This window comes from Kineosporia mesophila (genome assembly GCF_021129235.1).
Taxonomy (GTDB): domain Bacteria; phylum Actinomycetota; class Actinomycetes; order Actinomycetales; family Kineosporiaceae; genus Kineosporia; species Kineosporia mesophila.
In genome coordinates, this window is the sequence record NZ_JAJOMA010000004.1 from 220,759 (window position 1) to 237,728 (window position 16,970).

16 protein-coding genes are annotated in these 16,970 nt (G+C 71.4%); 2 read left to right on the plus strand and 14 right to left on the minus strand.

Annotated elements, in window-relative coordinates; genetic code table 11:
• Window positions 1-61: 61 nt before the first annotated feature.
• From LR393_RS07620 to LR393_RS07635, 4 genes are all read right to left on the minus strand, one after another.
• Window positions 62-1,159 (minus strand): hypothetical protein, encoded by a 1,098-nt coding sequence (locus LR393_RS07620; protein ID WP_231482707.1) that lies wholly within the window; start codon window positions 1,157-1,159, stop codon window positions 62-64.
• Window positions 1,156-1,737, minus strand: coding sequence for an RNA polymerase sigma factor ShbA (gene shbA / locus LR393_RS07625; RefSeq protein ID WP_231482711.1), 582 nt, complete (start codon window positions 1,735-1,737; stop codon window positions 1,156-1,158). The genes LR393_RS07620 and shbA overlap by 4 nt, the downstream gene beginning before the upstream one ends.
• 64 nt (window positions 1,738-1,801) lie before the next feature.
• Window positions 1,802-2,416: a response regulator transcription factor gene (locus tag LR393_RS07630; RefSeq protein WP_052530831.1), complete on the minus strand. Its 615-nt coding sequence runs from the start codon at window positions 2,414-2,416 to the stop codon at window positions 1,802-1,804.
• Between the two features lie 100 nt (window positions 2,417-2,516).
• Window positions 2,517-3,824, minus strand: a complete 1,308-nt coding sequence (locus tag LR393_RS07635; RefSeq protein WP_231482713.1) for a MerR family transcriptional regulator — start codon at window positions 3,822-3,824, stop codon at window positions 2,517-2,519.
• Window positions 3,825-4,169: 345 nt separating this feature from the next.
• Between LR393_RS07635 and LR393_RS07640 the strand changes: the two genes are divergently transcribed.
• Entirely contained in the window at window positions 4,170-4,475 is a 306-nt protein-coding gene (locus tag LR393_RS07640) for a WhiB family transcriptional regulator (protein ID WP_231482908.1), read from the plus strand.
• A gap of 51 nt (window positions 4,476-4,526) precedes the next feature.
• Here the strand turns inward: LR393_RS07640 and groL are convergent, their stop codons facing one another.
• Together groL and groES are read right to left on the minus strand one after the other, a co-directional pair.
• Entirely contained in the window at window positions 4,527-6,140 is a 1,614-nt protein-coding gene (groL, locus tag LR393_RS07645; protein WP_231482714.1) for a chaperonin GroEL, read from the minus strand.
• A 130-nt stretch (window positions 6,141-6,270) separates the two neighbouring features.
• Window positions 6,271-6,570 (minus strand): co-chaperone GroES, encoded by a 300-nt coding sequence (gene groES, locus LR393_RS07650; protein WP_231482716.1) that lies wholly within the window; start codon window positions 6,568-6,570, stop codon window positions 6,271-6,273.
• Between the two features lie 226 nt (window positions 6,571-6,796).
• On the opposite strand from groES, the gene LR393_RS36255 reads away from it, so the two are divergent.
• A complete protein-coding gene (locus LR393_RS36255; RefSeq protein ID WP_231482717.1) occupies window positions 6,797-7,993 on the plus strand; it encodes a class I SAM-dependent methyltransferase in 1,197 nt (398 codons plus the stop codon).
• Window positions 7,994-8,035: 42 nt separating this feature from the next.
• Here the strand turns inward: LR393_RS36255 and tsaD are convergent, their stop codons facing one another.
• The 8 genes from tsaD to glmS all read right to left on the minus strand — a co-directional run bounded on the left by tsaD (window position 8,036) and on the right by glmS (window position 16,857).
• Window positions 8,036-9,082, minus strand: coding sequence for a tRNA (adenosine(37)-N6)-threonylcarbamoyltransferase complex transferase subunit TsaD (gene tsaD, locus LR393_RS07660; RefSeq protein ID WP_231482720.1), 1,047 nt, complete (start codon window positions 9,080-9,082; stop codon window positions 8,036-8,038).
• Window positions 9,083-9,092: 10 nt separating this feature from the next.
• A complete protein-coding gene (rimI, locus tag LR393_RS07665; RefSeq protein ID WP_231482725.1) occupies window positions 9,093-9,557 on the minus strand; it encodes a ribosomal protein S18-alanine N-acetyltransferase in 465 nt (154 codons plus the stop codon).
• Window positions 9,554-10,261: a tRNA (adenosine(37)-N6)-threonylcarbamoyltransferase complex dimerization subunit type 1 TsaB gene (gene tsaB, locus LR393_RS07670; RefSeq protein ID WP_231482728.1), complete on the minus strand. Its 708-nt coding sequence runs from the start codon at window positions 10,259-10,261 to the stop codon at window positions 9,554-9,556. Before tsaB ends, rimI begins: the two co-directional genes overlap by 4 nt.
• A gap of 43 nt (window positions 10,262-10,304) precedes the next feature.
• Window positions 10,305-10,802 carry a tRNA (adenosine(37)-N6)-threonylcarbamoyltransferase complex ATPase subunit type 1 TsaE gene (gene tsaE, locus LR393_RS07675; RefSeq protein ID WP_269326876.1) on the minus strand — a complete coding sequence of 166 codons (498 nt, stop codon included), beginning with the start codon at window positions 10,800-10,802 and terminating at the stop codon, window positions 10,305-10,307.
• 47 nt (window positions 10,803-10,849) lie between these two features.
• Complete coding sequence (locus LR393_RS07680) at window positions 10,850-12,124, minus strand: alpha/beta fold hydrolase (RefSeq protein WP_231482731.1); 1,275 nt, start codon at window positions 12,122-12,124, stop codon at window positions 10,850-10,852.
• A gap of 12 nt (window positions 12,125-12,136) precedes the next feature.
• Window positions 12,137-13,318, minus strand: a complete 1,182-nt coding sequence (gene alr, locus LR393_RS07685; protein WP_231482732.1) for an alanine racemase — start codon at window positions 13,316-13,318, stop codon at window positions 12,137-12,139.
• Between the two features lie 35 nt (window positions 13,319-13,353).
• A complete protein-coding gene (locus LR393_RS07690; RefSeq protein ID WP_231482734.1) occupies window positions 13,354-14,895 on the minus strand; it encodes an NAD(P)H-hydrate dehydratase in 1,542 nt (513 codons plus the stop codon).
• Window positions 14,896-14,994: 99 nt separating this feature from the next.
• A complete protein-coding gene (glmS, locus tag LR393_RS07695; protein ID WP_269326817.1) occupies window positions 14,995-16,857 on the minus strand; it encodes a glutamine--fructose-6-phosphate transaminase (isomerizing) in 1,863 nt (620 codons plus the stop codon).
• Between the last annotated feature and the right edge of the window lie 113 nt (window positions 16,858-16,970).

The window sequence follows — 16,970 nt, forward strand, 5'->3', positions numbered from 1 at the left end:
CTCATGCTAGTCACGATTGGAGGGTGCTCCTGACACCCGGCTGACACCCGGCCCGGACGGATCATTCCTCCGGTGCGGAGTCGACGGGTGAGGCCGCCGACGAGGCGGTGGACGGCGCCGCGCTGGCCTGGGTGGAGGGCGCCGTGGTCTGCGTGCCGGGCGCGTCCGTCGAGGTGCCGGGCGCGCTGGTGGTGGTCGGCCCGGTGGTGGCGGTCGGGTCGGTGCTCGTCGAGCTGGTCGGCGGCGTGGAGGCACCGTCCGTGCCATTGCTCGTCGTGGGCTCCGACGTCTCGTCCGTCGACGTCGCGGTGACCGGGGTGCCGGTGACGGCCGGATCACTGGTGACGCCGTCACTGGGCGTGGTCACGCTGCTGACCGGGGTCGCCCCGGGAACGCCCGGCTCGGCCGGCGCGAGCTGCTGCGCCACCGCGTCGGCCTGGGCCAGCAGGTCGGACTTCTTGCTGGCGGGCAGGTCGGCCAGGATCGCCTGGGCCTTGTTCCAGTGCTCCAGGGCCCCGTCCGGGTCGGACGCGGCCAGGCTCGCCGCGAGCTCGAGCTCTTTCTGGGCGTCCTTGCGGGCGTATCCCGAGGAGTCGACGCCGGGCAGCTTGGCCACGACCCGGCCGACACCGTTCAGCGGCGCCATCGGGTCACCGGCCACAGCCGCGCTCACGCCCCCACCGAGCACGACCATGACGGCGATCGACGCGGCGGCGACCGGGGCCGAGATCTTGCTCGCGGCCACCCGCCAGCGCTTGCTGCGCGCGGCGGTGATGGGGGTCGCGGCAGCGATGTCGGGGTCCTGGGGCACCGGCTTCTGGACGTCGGTCCCGGCGGTGTCTGCGGGTTCGGCTTCCGCAGTGGTCAGGTCGATCTGGCCGATCTGGTGGCTGGGCCCGTCGATGTACAGCGGGCGGCCGGCGAGCACCTCGACCAGGTGGGCCATGGCGCTGTCGGCGCTGGTCTCGGCGTCGATCTCGCCCAGCAGCAGGCTGAGGGCGGCGGCCGTCGGGTCGAGCAGGTCGTCGTCGGTCGCGGTGCGTGAGGCCAGCCGGTCGAGCAGCGCATCGGTGGCGGCCAGCTCGGAAAGGTCGGCGGTGGGATGGTCCGGGCCGGTCAGGTCCTGGCCGGTCTCGTCCTGGGGGGGCGAAGTACTCATGCCGTCTCCGTCGCGGGAACATCGATCATGCTCCGCAGTCGTTGCATCGCCCGGTGCTGGGCAACCCGGACCGCCCCCGCGGTCATGCCCAGGGCCCGGCCCGTCTCCTCCGCCGACATCCCGACCGCCACCCGGAGCACGAGAAGCTCACGCAACTGGTCCGGGAGCCGGTTGAGCAGCTCACGAACCTGCTGGGCGTCGCCGGCCCGTTCGGCCAGCTCCTCCGGACCGGCCGCGGTCTCCGGAGTCTCCGGAACGTCCGCGACAGGAATGGCAGCACGGTAGAAGGCGCGTTGTGCGTCAGCCACCTTGTTGGCCGCGATGCGGTAGACGAACGCCTCGAACGGACGTCCCTCGTCCCGATAGCGACTCAGCGCCGAAAGCACAGCGATGCAAACCTCCTGCGCAACGTCGTCCGCCGTGTGCTCCCCGCCGGGCATGCGGGAGAGCCTGGCCCGGCAGTAACGCCGGGCCAAGTGGTGAACGCGTTTGAGCAATCGTTCAGTGGCCGCGTCGTCACCCTGGACGGCGCGTGACGACAGCTCCTGGAAGTCTTCTGTGTCGTCCGGTTGGGACATCGCGGCATGAGGCTTCGGCGTTACACCTACGGCATTTTTCTTGCCGCCCCGGACGGCCATTACTTCACCGTATCAGGCCCCAGCGGAACCCGACCGCAACCGCCTGGGCCCGGTCCGCCGCCCCCATCTTGCGAAAGAGCCTGCGCGCGTGCGTCTTCACCGTGTCTTCGGAGAGATACAGCTCCTTGCCGATCTCGGCGTTGCTGCGACCACGGCTCATTCCGGTGAGCACCTGCATCTCACGTTCGGTGAGAGGCGGCGCCGACACGTTCGCGTCGTTGCTGCGGGGGGCCGGGACCGTGCGCCGGGCCAGGCCGTCGCTCAGGGCGTAGACCACCGTGGCCGCCACCTCCTCCCGGGACGCGTCCTTGACCAGATAGCCGCGCGCACCGCCCGCGACCGACCGGGCGACGCCGTCGGCGTCCTCGGCCATGGTCACCATCACGACGATGGCCTCGGGATGCCGCGAGAGCAACCTCCGGGCCGCCTCGACGCCACCGATACCGGGCATCCGTACGTCCATCAGCACGAGCGACGGGCGCTCGACCGGCCAGCGTGCCAGCGCCTCCTCACCCGAGGAAGCGTCCACCACGCGGGTAATGCCGGGAACGGAAGAAAGAGCCCTGTGCAAGGTTTCTCTGACCAGCGCAGAGTCATCGCACACCAGAACCGTTGCCACAGATACACCTCACGAAGCCTTGGCATCACCCATCCGTGGGAGATGTCCTCTGACCAAGGTTTCGGCTGTGAGGCCGGGGACTTGAGTGACTGCAGGCCACTCAGGCCTGGAGACCGCGCAGGACCTCGTCGATCGACTCGATCAGTGACCCGGCGGTGCGGGCGCTGGCGGGGATGGTGTCCGGGCGCCAGCCCGGCCCGGCCAGGATCACGGTCGGGGCGGGGCGCTGCCGGCGCAGGATCTGTGAGTCGGCGGCGTCGGCCCCGGGCATACGGGCGAAGAGCACGATGACCGCCGGCCCGGTGCGGCGCACGGACGATGCGAGGGCGTGCGGGGGCAGCCCGGTGCCCAGCATCCGCGTGGGCACCTCGTGCTCGGCCAGGGCCGCGGCGAGCGCGTGCAGGGGCAGCGAGTGGTAGTCCGAGTCGGCGCAGGCGAGCAGCACCATCGGCGAGTTACGGGTGATCCGGACGTTGACGGCGACGTTGCGCAGCACCCCGAGGATCACCTCGGAGAACGCGTGCTCGATGTCAATGCCTTCACCCGAGACCCGCACCCGCTCACCCAGGGCGCGCAGCACCGGCATGATCATCGTGTTCCAGGTCGGCACCACGCCCTGACGGCGAATGCTCTCCCGCAGGATGCGGTGGGTCTCGTAGGTGTCCAGCGACATGGCCGCGCGGGCCAGCCCCCGGCTCTGCGGAGTGCCGTCGGGCAGGGCCATCGCCCGGCCCCCACCGGCCGGGCCGCCGGCGGCGGTCTCGACCGAGCGCAGCACCCCGGGCCACTCGTCGTCGTTCTTGCGGCTGGGGTCGTCGTAACCGTCGCCGGGCTCACCCAGACCGGTGAGGTCGAGCTCGTCGTCGGGAGAGTCGTCCTGGGGCCGTGCGGCCCGGCCCCGGGCCGACCAGGCGGTGGGCTCGGGACGAGCGTAGCCGGTGGAGTACTCCGCCTCGCCCAGGGCAGGTTCCTCGAAACCCTGATCCAGGTCGACCTCGTCGAGGAACGAACCGGGCGGGTAACGGTCGGCGCCCAGCGCGAAGTCACGGGGGGTGTCGAGGGGCCGGCCACCCATCTCCGGCTCGAGGTGGGACACGTCGAAACCCTCGGCGGGAGTGTGATCGGCGTCCGGCTGCACGGGCCGGCCCTCGGCGGTGAGCGCCGTGGCGAGCGCGATCTTCGCGGCGTCGCTCGGGGCCACCCCCTCCAGGGTGAGCCGGCGCATGACCATGAGCCGGGCCACGTCGGCCGGGGAGTAACGGCGGTGGGCACCGGCGGTGTGCGCGGAAGGACCGAGACCGTAGCGACGGTCCCAGGTACGCAGGGTGGGCGGGGCGACGCCGAGGCGTCGGGCCACGGCGGCCACCGTGAGCGTGGGCGAGGGCGGCGTAGAGATCGCCTCCGTCACCTCATTCCGACCTTGGGCAGGCTCTTCAGCTCGGGCTATCGCCTGCCGAGACGTTTCTGACACTTCACCTGCCCCCTGGCACTAGAGAAACAGACACTAACTCAGAACGTCCCCTGAAGCCGCACCAGCCCGAACAAGCGGTGAAACGATCCTACTTGAACCGCGGATGAAGCGTTGCGGCCTCCAGGGGAATCGCTTCAAAGGTAGTTCACTGAGGCGTCAAGCGCCCCCCGAGGCGGACCGATGCACCTCTTGCCGGGACTGGAGGCGCCCCCTCCACCACACGACCAACACGCGACCTCGATACCCGGGGTCAGGTTCTTCGATCGGAATGGTGTGTCCATGATGGCTGAGATATCTCGTCTTCCCGGGCCCGTCGCCGACCTGTGGGAATGGCAGCTCGACGGCGCCTGCCGGACTGCGGATCCGCGGGTCTTCTTCCACCCCGAGGGCGAGCGCGGCCCGGCCCGCCGCCAGCGTGACGTCGCGGCGAAGTCCGTGTGCGCCCGCTGCCCCGTGATGGAGCAGTGCCGCGATCACGCCCTGCAGGTCCGTGAGCCCTACGGGGTCTGGGGCGGGCTGACCGAGGACGAACGGGAGAGCACGTACAGCAGCAGCGAGGAGCGGGACGAGTCGCTGGCTGCCAGCTAGTCGAGAAGAGCCCGGCCCCGTTCCGGGGGCCGGGCTCTTCTCAGCGACGGATCAGTGGCCGTGGCCGTGACCGGCCGCGGGCTCCTCGACCGGCTCCGGCTTGTCCACGACCAGCGTGTCGGTGGTGAGAACCATCGACGCGATGGAGGCGGCGTTGATCAGCGCCGAGCGGGTGACCTTGACCGGGTCGATGATGCCCTTGGCGAGCAGGTCGCCGTACTCCTGGGCAGCAGCGTCGAACCCGGTGCCGGGACCGCCCTGACGGACCTTGTCGACGACGACGTAGCCCTCGAGGCCGGCGTTCTCGGCGATCCAGCGCAGCGGCTCGGAGGCCGAGCGCTTCACGATGCCGGCGCCGGTCGCCTCGTCGCCGGTCAGGCCCAGGCTGTCGTCCAGCACCGAGACGGCGTGGATGAGGGCCGAGCCACCGCCGGAGACGATGCCCTCCTCGATGGCCGCGCGGGTCGCCGAGACGGCGTCCTCGATGCGGTGCTTCTTCTCCTTGAGCTCGACCTCGGTGTGAGCGCCGACGCGGATGACACAGACGCCGCCGGCCAGCTTGGCCAGGCGCTCCTGCAGCTTCTCGCGGTCCCAGTCGGAGTCGGTGCGGTCGATCTCGGCGCGGATCTGCGCGATCCGGCCCTCGACCTCGGTGCGCTCGCCGGCGCCCTCGATGATCGTGGTGTCGTCCTTGGTGATGACGACGCGGCGGGCGCGGCCCAGCTCCTCCAGGCCGACCTGGTCGAGCTTCAGGCCGATCTCCGGGCTGACGACCTGGCCGCCGGTGAGCACGGCGATGTCCTGCAGGGTGGCCTTGCGGCGGTCACCGAAGCCGGGCGCCTTGACCGCGGCGGCGGCGAACGTGCCCTTGATCTTGTTGACGACCAGGGTGGACAGCGCCTCGCCGTCGACGTCCTCGGCCAGGATCAGCAGCGGCTTGCCGGTCTGCAGCACCTTCTCCAGCAGCGGGAGCAGCTCGGAGAGGGAGGAGATCTTGTTCTGGTGGATCAGGATGTAAGCGTCTTCGAGGACGGCTTCCATCCGCTCCGCGTCGGTCACGAAGTACGGCGACAGGTAGCCCTTGTCGAACTGCATGCCCTCGGTGAAGTCGAGCTCCATCGCGGTCGAGGAGGACTCCTCGACGGTGATGACGCCGTCCTTGCCGACCTTGTCGAACGCGTCGGCGATCAGGCTGCCGACGCCCGCGTCCTGGGCGGAGATGGTCGCGACGTGGGCGATCTCTTCCTTGCCCTCGATCTCGCGGGCGGTCTCGAGCAGCTTGTTGCTGACGGCCTCGACGGCCGCGTCGATGCCACGCTTCAGGCTGGACGGGGCGGCGCCGGCGGCAACGTTCCGCAGACCCTCCTTCACCATCGCCTGGGCCAGCACGGTCGCGGTGGTGGTGCCGTCACCGGCGACGTCGTTGGTCTTGGTCGCGACCTCCTTGGCGAGCTGGGCGCCCAGGTTCTCGTACGGGTCGTCCAGCTCCACCTCCTTGGCAATGGTCACGCCGTCGTTCGTGATGGTGGGGGCGCCCCACTTCTTGTCGATCACGACGTTGCGGCCGCGCGGGCCGAGCGTCACCTTGACGGCGTTCGCCAGGGCGTCGACCCCCCGCTCCAGCGAGCGCCGGGCGTCGTCGTTGAACTCCAGAGTCTTTGCCATGCTTGTCAGTCCTTTGGATGGTTTCTAGCCACTTGGGTACTACGAGAACCACATACGCCCCGGCCGCCACGAGGGCAGACCGGGGCGGATGCTCGATCGAGGGGCTCGCCGCGTCAGCGGGCCCGTCAGATCACTTCTCGATGATCGCGAGGACGTCGCGCGCCGAGAGGATGAGGAACTCCTCGCCGGAGTACTTCACCTCGGTGCCGCCGTACTTGCTGTACAGAACGGTGTCGCCGACCTTGACGTCGAGCGGAATCCGCTTGGCGCCCTCGTCGTCGAAACGGCCGGGGCCGACCGCCAGGACCTCGCCCTCCTGGGGCTTCTCCTTGGCGGTGTCCGGAATGACGAGACCCGAGGCCGTCGTCTGCTCCGCGTCCAGCGGCTTGACGACAATTCGGTCCTCGAGCGGCTTGATGGAGACCGACACTTTGCGGACCTCCCCTTCTCGGAACGTCGATGAATGTGCAAGGACTGTGGTCCAGCGGGACATCGACCGTCGTCGCGGGTGCCGATCGGGGTCCTGCTGAGGGGTGTTGCTGGCAATCTCACGAGGAGAGTGCCAGGTTCGAATCTAGAACGGTCGTTAGCACTCGGTCAACCCGAGTGCCAAGAGTGTCGGCCCGAGCGTCGGTGGGCCGTGGGAGGATCAGCGGGTGGATCTCTCCGGAATCGCGAACCTCCTCACCCAGGACGGCTGGTCCCTGCTGGAGTCGCTGCCCCAGTACGACGAGTCCACCACGATGTCGCTGGGCGAGCAGCTGCGGCGCGACGGTCATCCGGCCGAGACGGTCGCCGCCGCCCTCACCCAGTCCCGCCTGAGATCCGCCGCCCGGGCCAAGTTCGGCCCGTTCGCCGACGGCATGCTGTTCACCCCGACCGGTCTGGAGCAGGCCACCCGGCTGCCCGTCGCGGCCCGGCACGCGCAGCGTTTCGCCGCGGCCGGCGTGCGCCGGGTGGGCGACCTGGGCTGTGGCATCGGGGCCGACTCGATGGCCCTCGCCACGCTCGACCGGGAGGTCGTGGCGGTGGAGAAAGACGAGGTCACCGCGGCCATCGCCACCGTCAACCTGCGGCACTGGCCGGAGGCCGTGGTGCGGCACGAAGACGCCATGACCACCCGCATCGACGATCTCGACGGGGCCTTCCTCGACCCGGCGCGCCGCGAGGCCTCGGGTCGGCGGCTGCTCGACCCGCGCACCGGCAACCCGCCGCTGTCGTTCGTCCGCGAGCTGGCCGGCCGGCTGCCCGCGGTCGGCATGAAGACCGCCCCCGGCGTGCCCCACCACATGGTCCCCGACGACACCGAGGCGCAGTGGGTGTCGGTCGACGGCGACGTGGTGGAGTGCGGGCTGTGGTTCGGATCGGTCCGCCGGGAGGGCGTGCGGCGCAGTGCCCTGGTGCTCGACTCCTCCGGCGGCGGCGCCGAGATCAACGACAGCTCGATGGCCGACACGGTACCCGCCGAGGTGGGCAAGGTGGGTCAGTTCCTCTACGAGCCCGACGGTGCGGTGATCCGGTCCGGGCTGGTCGCGGCCGTGGCCAACCAGATCGGCGGGCGGCTCATCGACCCGACCATCGCCTACGTCACCGCCGACCGCATCGAGCACACCCAGCTGGCCCGGGTCTACGCCGTCGACGACGTCTTCGGCTTCCAGCTCAAGCAGCTGCGCACCTATCTGCGCGACCGTGGCGTCGGCCGGATCACCATCAAGAAGCGCGGCACCGCGGTCGAGCCCGAGCAGCTACGCCGTCAGCTCCGGCTGGCCGGGCCGAACGAGGCCACCATCGTGCTGACCCGGGTGGCGGGGCGGCAGTCGGTGATCGTGGTGCGGCCCTACAAACAGAATTGAAGTCCCCCGGCCCGCTAGGGCTGGGGGACTTCAATCAGGTTTTCAGGCCTGGACCAGTGTGACCGGCATTGAGCTGTCGGCCGGGAGGGTCAGGTCGGACGGAGTCCGGCCGGTTTGAACCATCCTCGCGCCGAGCGCCGCCACCATCGCGCCGTTGTCGGTGCACAGGCCGGGCCTCGGCACGCGCAGTGTGATGCCCTGCTTCTCGCAGCGTTCCTGAGCCATCGCGCGCAGCCGCGAGTTCGCCGCCACTCCCCCACCGATCAGCAGGTGCTCGACGCCGTTCTCCTGGCAGGCCAGCACCGCCTTGCGGGTGAGCACGTCGACCACGGCCTCCTGGAACGACGCCGAGACGTCGTTGACCGGCACGCTGGTGCCCTCGGCCTCACGCTGCTCGACCCAGCGGGCCACGGCCGTCTTCAGGCCGGAGAACGAGAAGTCGAACCGGTGGTCCCGCATGTCGTGCGCGGCACTCAGGCCCCGGGGGAAACGGATCGCGGCACGGTCTCCCTCGCGCGCGGCCTTGTCGATCAGCGGACCGCCCGGGAACCCCAGCCCCAGCAGGCGCGCGACCTTGTCGAAGGCCTCGCCCGCGGCGTCGTCGATGGTGCGGCCGATGGGCTGCACGTCGTAGCTGACGTCGGGCACGTAGAGCAGGGACGAGTGGCCGCCGGAGACCAGCATCGCGATGGCGGGCTCGGGCAGCGGGCCGTGCTCGAGAATGTCCACCGCCACGTGCGCGGCCAGGTGGTTCACGCCGTACAGGGGCTTGCCCAGGGCCAGCGCCAGGGCCTTCGCGGCGGCCACGCCCACCATCAGCGCGCCGGACAGGCCCGGGCCGGAGGTGACGGCGATCGCGTCGACATCGCTCAGCGAGACACCGGCGTCGGCGCAGGCGCGGCGCAGGGTCGGCACCATGGCCTCCAGGTGCGCGCGGCTGGCGACCTCGGGCACCACCCCACCGAAGCGGGCGTGCTGATCGACCGAGGAGGCCACCGCGTCGGCCAGCAACGTGCCGCCGCGCACGATGCCGACCCCGGTCTCGTCGCAGGAGGTCTCCAGGCCGAGGACGAGGGGTTCATCACTCACGCCACCCACCCTAGTCACCCGCTTTCAGAGGTCGAAGTCGCATGATCCAGGCGTCGGTGTCGCCGGGCTGGTAGTAGCGGCGGCGGATCGCGATGCGCTCGAAACCCCGCCGGGTGTAAAGCCGGATGGCCTGATCGTTGTCGGCCCGGACCTCGAGCAGGAGGGTGGTCGCCTCCCGGGCCAGCGCCTGGTCGATCAGCGCGTCGAGCAGCTGACGGCCCACGCCGCGGCCCTGGGCCGCCGGCGCGACGGCGACGGTCTGCACGTCCGCCTCCGCGCCCGGTGCCAGCAGGCCCGCGTAGCCGAGCACTTCGTCCTCCAGCGATTCGGCCACCACGTACCAACGGGTTCCGGGGTGCGCGAGCTCCGACCAGAACATCTCCGCGGTCCACGCGGTGTCGCCGAACAGCTCCCGTTCCAGCGGCATCAGCGCCTCGACGTCCCACCAGCGCATCGCCCGCAGGCGAATGCTCACTTCAGCACACGCTTCCGGGTGATGTTGGCCTGGGCGTCGGGGCGGCGCAGGTACAGCGGCTCGGGGTCGAGCAGGAAGCGCGGGTTCGGCTGGGCAGGATCCGGTTGGGCAAGATCCAGATGGGCAAGGGACGCGAGGGCACCGGCGGAGGGGTCCAGGGGGCCTTCGAGGGGGGTACCGAAGATGTCGGGGTAGAGGTCGGCGCCCCGGCCGGCGGCCGGGAGGCCGTCCAGCTCGAGTTCGGCCGGCGCACTGACATCTGGCAACCCCTCCCGTACCGGAACCAGAACCCCGTCGATCTTCGTGACCTCGTAGCGGGCCCAGTAGACCTCGCGGCGCCGGGCGTCCGTAGCCGCGATGAAAGGGGTTGTGGCACCGTGCTGCACGGCTCCCAGGGCGACCGCGTCGAGACTGCACACGCCCCGCACCGGCAGATCGAGCGCGTAGCCCAGCACGGTGGCCGTGACCAGCCCGACCCGCAGGCCGGTGAACGGGCCGGGGCCCACTCCGGTGACGATGCCGGTCAGGTCGGCACGGGTCGCCCCGGCCTCGGTGAGCACCTCTTCGATCAGAGGGGCGAGCTGCTCGGCGTGCTTGCCGCTGCGCTCGCCGGACCGCTCGGCCACGACGCCGGTGCCGTCGTGCACGGCGACCGAGACCATGGCGGACGCGGTGTCCAGGGCCAGGGTGAGCTCGTCGGTCATGTCGTTCTCGCGTTCTCCGTCAGAATTTCTTCGTCAGATGGAATCAGATGGAAGGCAACTCGACGCCGGCCCAGCGAGGGCCGAAGCCCCGCAGGCGCACGGTGCGGGGCTCGTCGTGCACGGTCTCGGGGTCGTCCGGGCCGGAGGCACCGCGCGGGCGCTCCAGGCGGACCTCCAGGCGGTCGGAGGCCAGCCCCTCGACCAGGCCCTCGCCCCACTCGACCGCGGTGACCGACTCGGACAGGTCGGCGTCCAGGTCGAGATCGTCCACCTCGGACAGGGTGTCGAGGCGGTAGGCGTCCACGTGCACCAGCGCCGGGCCCTCGACGAGCGACGGGTGCACCCGGGCGATCACGAAGGTCGGGCTGGTGATGTCGCCGCGCACCCGCAGGCCCGCGCCGATGCCCTGCGTCAGCGTGGTCTTGCCCGCGCCCAGGTCACCGGTGAGCACCAGCAGGTCGCCGGGTCTCAGCAGGCCGGCCACGAGTCCGCCGAGCTCGCGCATGGCGGCCGCGGACGAGACGTCGGACGACACGGTCATGGCCGGTTCGTCGACAGATCCGGCCGGGTCGGCACGGTGTGCCCCACTCACCTGCGACCTCCTCGGTCTTTAGGCCTTTCGTCAACTAATTGCCGTACGGGGGTCACGGTACGGCGTCCCCACCCCCGCCGACGACTCGGCTGCCGATCCCGCACCGCCGCGGACGCGTCCGTCATCAGTTCCAGCAGGTAGGCGTTGACCAGATCGGGGTGCTCCAGCGGCAGCAGATGGCCGGCCTGGCGCACCACCACGTACTCGGCGTCGGGCAGGCTCGCGACGATGTCGTCGCTGTGGGCGCGCGGGATCAGCAGGTCGTCCTCCCCCGCCATCACCAGCAGCGCGTGGCCGTCGAGCGCGGCCAGCGCGACCCGCTTGTCGTGGCTGCCGAGACCGGGCAGGAAGTCGGAGATGACCTCCATCCGGGTCTGCGCGATCAGGCCCGACGAGAACCGCACCAGCTCCTGGGGAACCGGCGAGGCGAACGAATAGCGGCGCACCAGAAGGCTTTCCAGATCGCTGCCGATCCGGCGACCGTGGGCGACCAGGGACGGCCGGCTGGCCAGCAGCCGGGCCGCGGTCGGGGCCAGCGACATCATCGCCCGGCCCACGCCGGACAGGCCCAGGTCGAGCGGGCCCAGACCGCCCGCACTGGTGCAGAACAGCCCGACGCCCACCACGCGCTCGGCGAACAGCTCGGGCCGCTGCTCGGCGAGCGCCATCACGGTCATGCCGCCCATCGAGTGCCCGAGCAGCACCAGGGGCCCCTGCGGGGCCACCTCGTCGATGACGGCGGACAGATCGCGGCCGATCTGGTCGATCGTCGAGGAACCGTCTTCCCCGGTGCCCGAGCGCCCGTGGCCCCGCTGGTCCCAGAGCACCAGCCGGTAGCGACCACGCAACGCCAATCGCTGGTAGTGCCAGGCGTCCAGGCTGAGGGAGTAGCCGTGGGTGAGGACGACGGTGATGGGCTGGGCCTCGTCGGGCTCGTCCACCTCGACGTGCAGGGGAACGCCGTCGCTGGTCACCACCAGCGACTTTCCGTGCAGTGAGCCGAGTTCCGGGCCTCCGCGGCCGTCGGTCAGGGTTTTTCCGGATTCTCCCAGCAGCTTGCGCCGCGACGTCGCGGCGCGCTCGGCGGCCAGGCCGAGCACCGCACCGACACCCGTCGCCGCCAGTCCCATGCCGAAGGCGAGCGCGGTGCCCTTGGTGTTCCTGGCGCTGGTCGCGGTGCCGTCCGGGGCGACGATCCGCGGTGGCCGGGTGGGGCCCACGGTGCGGGTGGGTGTACGCGGATCGCCGGTGTTCCCTGCCTTCCCTGGCATCTGGGTTCCTCCTTACCGGCCCGCAGAACCGGTGTAGAGCCGCGGCACCCGGCCGCCCAGCCGGGTCACGATCTCGTAGCTGATCGTGCCGGCCGCATCGGCCCAGTCCTGCGCGGTGGGCTCACCGGGGGCGCCGCCGAAGAGCACCGCCACGTCACCGGCCGTGACCCGGCCGATCCCGCCGTCGGCCAGGTCGACCACGACCTGGTCCATGCAGACCCGCCCGGCGACGCGGAAGCGCCGCCCGGCCAGCTGCACCGGGCCGGCGCTGCTGGCGTGACGGGGGACGCCGTCGCCGTAACCCAGTGGCACCACGGCCAGCTCGGTGTCGGTGGAGGTCGTGTAGGTGTGGCCGTAGGAGACTCCCTGCCCGGCGGCCACCTTCTTGACGTTCACCACCCGCCCGAGCACGGTCATCGCCGGTCGCAGACCCAGGTCGGCCGCGCTCGCCCGGTCGGGCACCGGGCTCAGCCCGTACACCGCCAGGCCCGGGCGGACCAGGTCGAAGTGGGTGTCGGGCAGGGTCAGCGTGGCCGGTGAGTTCGCCAGGTGCCGCACCTCGAACCGGACCCCGGCCGCGGTGGCCAGATCGACGGCGGCGACGAAGGCGTCGATCTGCTGCCGGTTCACCGGGGCCTGCGGGGTGTCTCCCGAGACCAGGTGGGAGAACCCGCCGACCACCGAGATCAGACCTTCGGCCTGGAGTTTCAGGGCGTCCTCGACCAGCTGCGGCCAGTCCTCGGGGGGGCAGCCGTTGCGGTTCAGCCCGGTGTCGGCCTTCAGGTGCACCCGGGCCGGCATCCCCAGATCGCGCGCGGCGGCGGCGATCTCGGTCAGGGCCCAGCCGGCGCTGACCCCGATGTCCACGTGCCGCGCGATCGCCTCGGCGTAGGCGTCACCCGGAACCGTCAGCCAGGCCAGGGCGGGCGCGCTGATCCCGGCGGCCCGCAGCGCCAGGGCCTCGGACAGCTGCGCCGTGCCCAGCCAGGTCGCTCCCCCGGCCAGCGCCGCCCGGGCCGCGGGCAGCAGCCCGTGCCCGTAGGCGTCGGCCTTCACCACGGCCATCACCTGGGCCTTGGGTGCATGCTCGCGCAGCACCCGGACGTTGGCCGCGATCGCGTCCAGATCGACCACGGCGGCCGACGGCAGGCCGGCGGGCAGCTCGGTCCCGGACACCGGTGGAGACACGTTCATAACCGTCGATTGTGACAGCTCCGCGGTACCCCGGCTCAGTGACTCAGCAGTGCCGCCACGGTGGACGGGACCTGGTCGGCCACGTCGATGCTGGTGATCGGGCCCCCGCCGGACGCCTTCGAGCCGGCCCGGCCGTGCACGAACGCCGCCACGCTGCCCGCGTCGAACGGGCTGAGACCACTGGCCAGCAGGGCCCCGGCGATACCGGCGAGCACGTCACCGGCCCCGGCCGTCGCCAGCCAGGAGGGCGCCTCGGCCTGGCTGCGGGCGTGGCCGTCGGGACGCACCACGAGCGTGGTGGAGCCCTTCAGCAGCACGGTCGCACCGGTCAGCCGGGCGGCCCGGTGGGCGAATGCGTAGGGCTGATTCTCGACCTCCTCGCGGTGGGTGTCCTCGCCCAGGTCGGTCAGCAGCCGGGCCAGTTCCCCGGCGTGCGGGGTGAGCAGCAGACGGTCGGACCGGTCGGGCACGGCGCCGTCGGAGTCGGTGTGGGCCCGCAGCTCGGCCGGGAACAGGCCGAGCGCCCCCGCGTCCAGCAGGCACGGATGGTCGGACTCCAGGGCTTCGTGGATGGCCTCGGGCTGCTGGTCGGCGGTGTCCGGCACCACCCCGGAGCCGAGCAGCCAGGCCTGCACCCGGCCGGTGCCCGAGACCACCTCGGGCCAGGCCGAGCGCACCGCGGCGGTGGCGTCCTTCGGGCCGACGTACCGCACCATCCCGACCCCGGTGCGCAGCGCCCCGGCGACCGCCAGCACGGCGGCGCCGGGATAACCGGCCGATCCGGCGACGACACCCAGCACGCCCCGGCGGTACTTGTCCGCCCCGGGCGAGGGCACCGGCCAGAGCCGGGCCACGTCCGCCGCGGACAGCCGGCTCACCAGGGGCTCGGAGGGCAGGTAAGGGGCCAGGCCGATGTCGATGATCTCCAGGTCGCCGGCGGCGGAACTGGCCGGCGGCAGCAGCAGACAGGCCTTGGCCGCGCCGAAGGTGACGGTGAGATCGGCCCAGACGTACGGCGAGAGGGTGGCGCCGGTGTCCGGGTCGACGCCGCTGGGCAGGTCCACGGCCACGACGGCGGCGTGATCGGGGATGCGGTCGACCAGCCCGGCGGCCGGCTCGCGCAGACCCGGGCGACCGCCCAGGCCGAGCAGGCCGTCGACCACCAGATCGGCGGCCTCGAGCTGGGTCCAGGCCTCGACCGCGGTGTCCGGGCCCACCTCGACGCAGCGGCCCCCGGCGGCTGCGAGCGCGGCGCTGCCCAGCGGGTGGGACTTCTCCGCGGTGAGCAGGGCGGTGACGGCGACCCCACGGCGCACCAGGCGGACCCCGGCGAAGAGCGCGTCGCCACCGTTGTCACCGGGCCCGACGAGCAGCACGGCCCGCCGGCCGGAGATGCCCCCGGTGCGCTCGCGCAGCACCCGGGCGCAGCTGACAGCGAGGCCCGCGGCGGCCTGCTGCATCAGGGCCCCGTCCGGCAGCAGGGCCATCACCTGTTGCTCGGCCTTGCGCAGGTCTTCCACGCGATAGGCCGCCGGGCCCTTCCGGTGGCGTCCCGCCTTTGGGTTCGCTCGTGTCATTGCCACATCTAAGCAACTACCGGGGGCCCGGCATCCCTACCCGTGCGTCCGGCGGCCGAACGGGCACCGCACGTCGACCCTCCGCGCGGTGCAACCGTCTTACTCGACCGTGACCGATTTCGCCAGGTTACGGGGCTGGTCGACGTCCAGGCCCTTGGCCGTGGCGAGCTCGCAGGCGAACACCTGCAGCGGCACGACAGTGACGAGGGGGGCCAGGAGCGTCGGCGTCTGCGGGACGTAGATCACCTCGCTGGCGTAGGGCACCACGTCGGTGTCGCCCTCCTCGGCGATGACGATGGTGCGAGCGCCGCGGGCATTGATCTCCTGGATGTTGGAGACCACCTTGGCGTGCAGCGAGTCGCGGCCGCGCGGCGAGGGCACGATCACGAACACGGCCTGGCCGGGCTCGATCAGGGCGATCGGGCCGTGCTTCAGCTCACCGGCGGCGAAGCCCTCGGCGTGGATGTAGGCGAGCTCCTTGAGCTTGAGCGCGCCCTCCATCGCCACCGGGAAACCGACGTGACGGCCGAGGAACAGCACCGAGCGGGTGTCGGCCATCCAGCGGGCCATGGTGCGCACCTGCTCCAGACCGTCCAGCACCTTCTGGATCTTGTCCGGCATGGCCTGCAGCTGGCCGAGGATCTCGCGGATCTCGTCCGGGAACTTGTTGCCGCGCAGCCGGGCCAGGTACAGGCCGAGCAGGTAGCAGGCGGTGATCTGGGCCAGGAACGCCTTGGTCGAGGCGACGGCGATCTCCGGGCCGGCGTGCGTGTAGAGCGCGGCGTCGGACTCCCGCGGGATGGTCGAGCCGTGGGTGTTGCAGATCGCGATCACCTTGGCGCCCTGCTCCCGGGCGTGGCGCAGGGCCATGATCGTGTCCATCGTCTCGCCGGACTGGGAGATCGCCACGACCAGGGTGCGCGCGTTCACCACCGGGTCGCGGTAGCGGAACTCGCTGGACAGCTCGACCTCGGTCGGGATGCGGCACCAGTGCTCGATCGCGTACTTGGCGACCATCCCGGCGTAGGACGAGGTACCGGCGGCCAGGACGACGATCTTGTCCACCGCACGCAGCACGGCCTCGTCGATGCGCAGCTCGTCGAGGATCAGGTTGCCGGCCAGGTCGGTGCGCCCGAGCAGGGTGTCGGCGACCGCCTGGGGCTGGTCCATGATCTCTTTGGCCATGAACGACGGGTATCCACCCTTCTCCGCCGCCGCCGCGTCCCAGTCCACGTGGAAACGCTTGCCCTCGACCGGGTTACCGGCGAAGTCGATGATGCCGACCGAGGCCGGGGTGATCGTCACGATCTGGTCCTGGCCGAGCTCGATCGCCTCCCGGGTGTGCCCGATGAAGGCCGCCACGTCGGAGCCCAGGTAGTTCGCGCCCTCGCCGACCCCGACCACCAGCGGGGAGTTACGGCGGGCGCCGACCACGGTGCTCGGCACGTCGGCATGCACGGCGAGGAGTGTGAAGGCCCCCTCCAGCCGGTTCGACACCAGGCGCATGGCCTCGGTCAGGTCACCGACCGTCTCGTAGGCCGCGTTCAGCAGGTGCGCCGCGACCTCGGTGTCGGTCTGGCTGAGGAACTCCACACCGTCGGCGACCAGCTCGGCCTTCAGCACGGCGAAGTTCTCGATGATGCCGTTGTGGATCACCGCGACGCGACCGTTGCCCCCGAGATGCGGATGCGCGTTCTCGTCGGTCGGCCCACCGTGGGTGGCCCACCGGGTGTGGCCGATGCCCGTCGCCGCGGCGGGGGGCGGCGTGGCCGCCAGCGCCTCTTCCAGCCGGGCGAGCTTGCCCGACCGCTTCGCCGTCCACAGCTCGCCATCGACCTGAAGGGCGACCCCCGCGGAGTCATAGCCCCGGTACTCGAGCCGCCGCAGACCTTCCAGAACGACGTCGAGCGCCCCGCTGCTCGGGGACCCAGGATCCGTCGTGTAGCCCACGATTCCGCACATGGTGGCTGAGCCTAACCGGCCGCGCGGGGGTCGTTCTCCGGAACGACCGGGGTTCGCCCTGTTGCCGCCACCACTCGCAGCGTGCAGCGACTGGACGATGACACTGGGTGAAT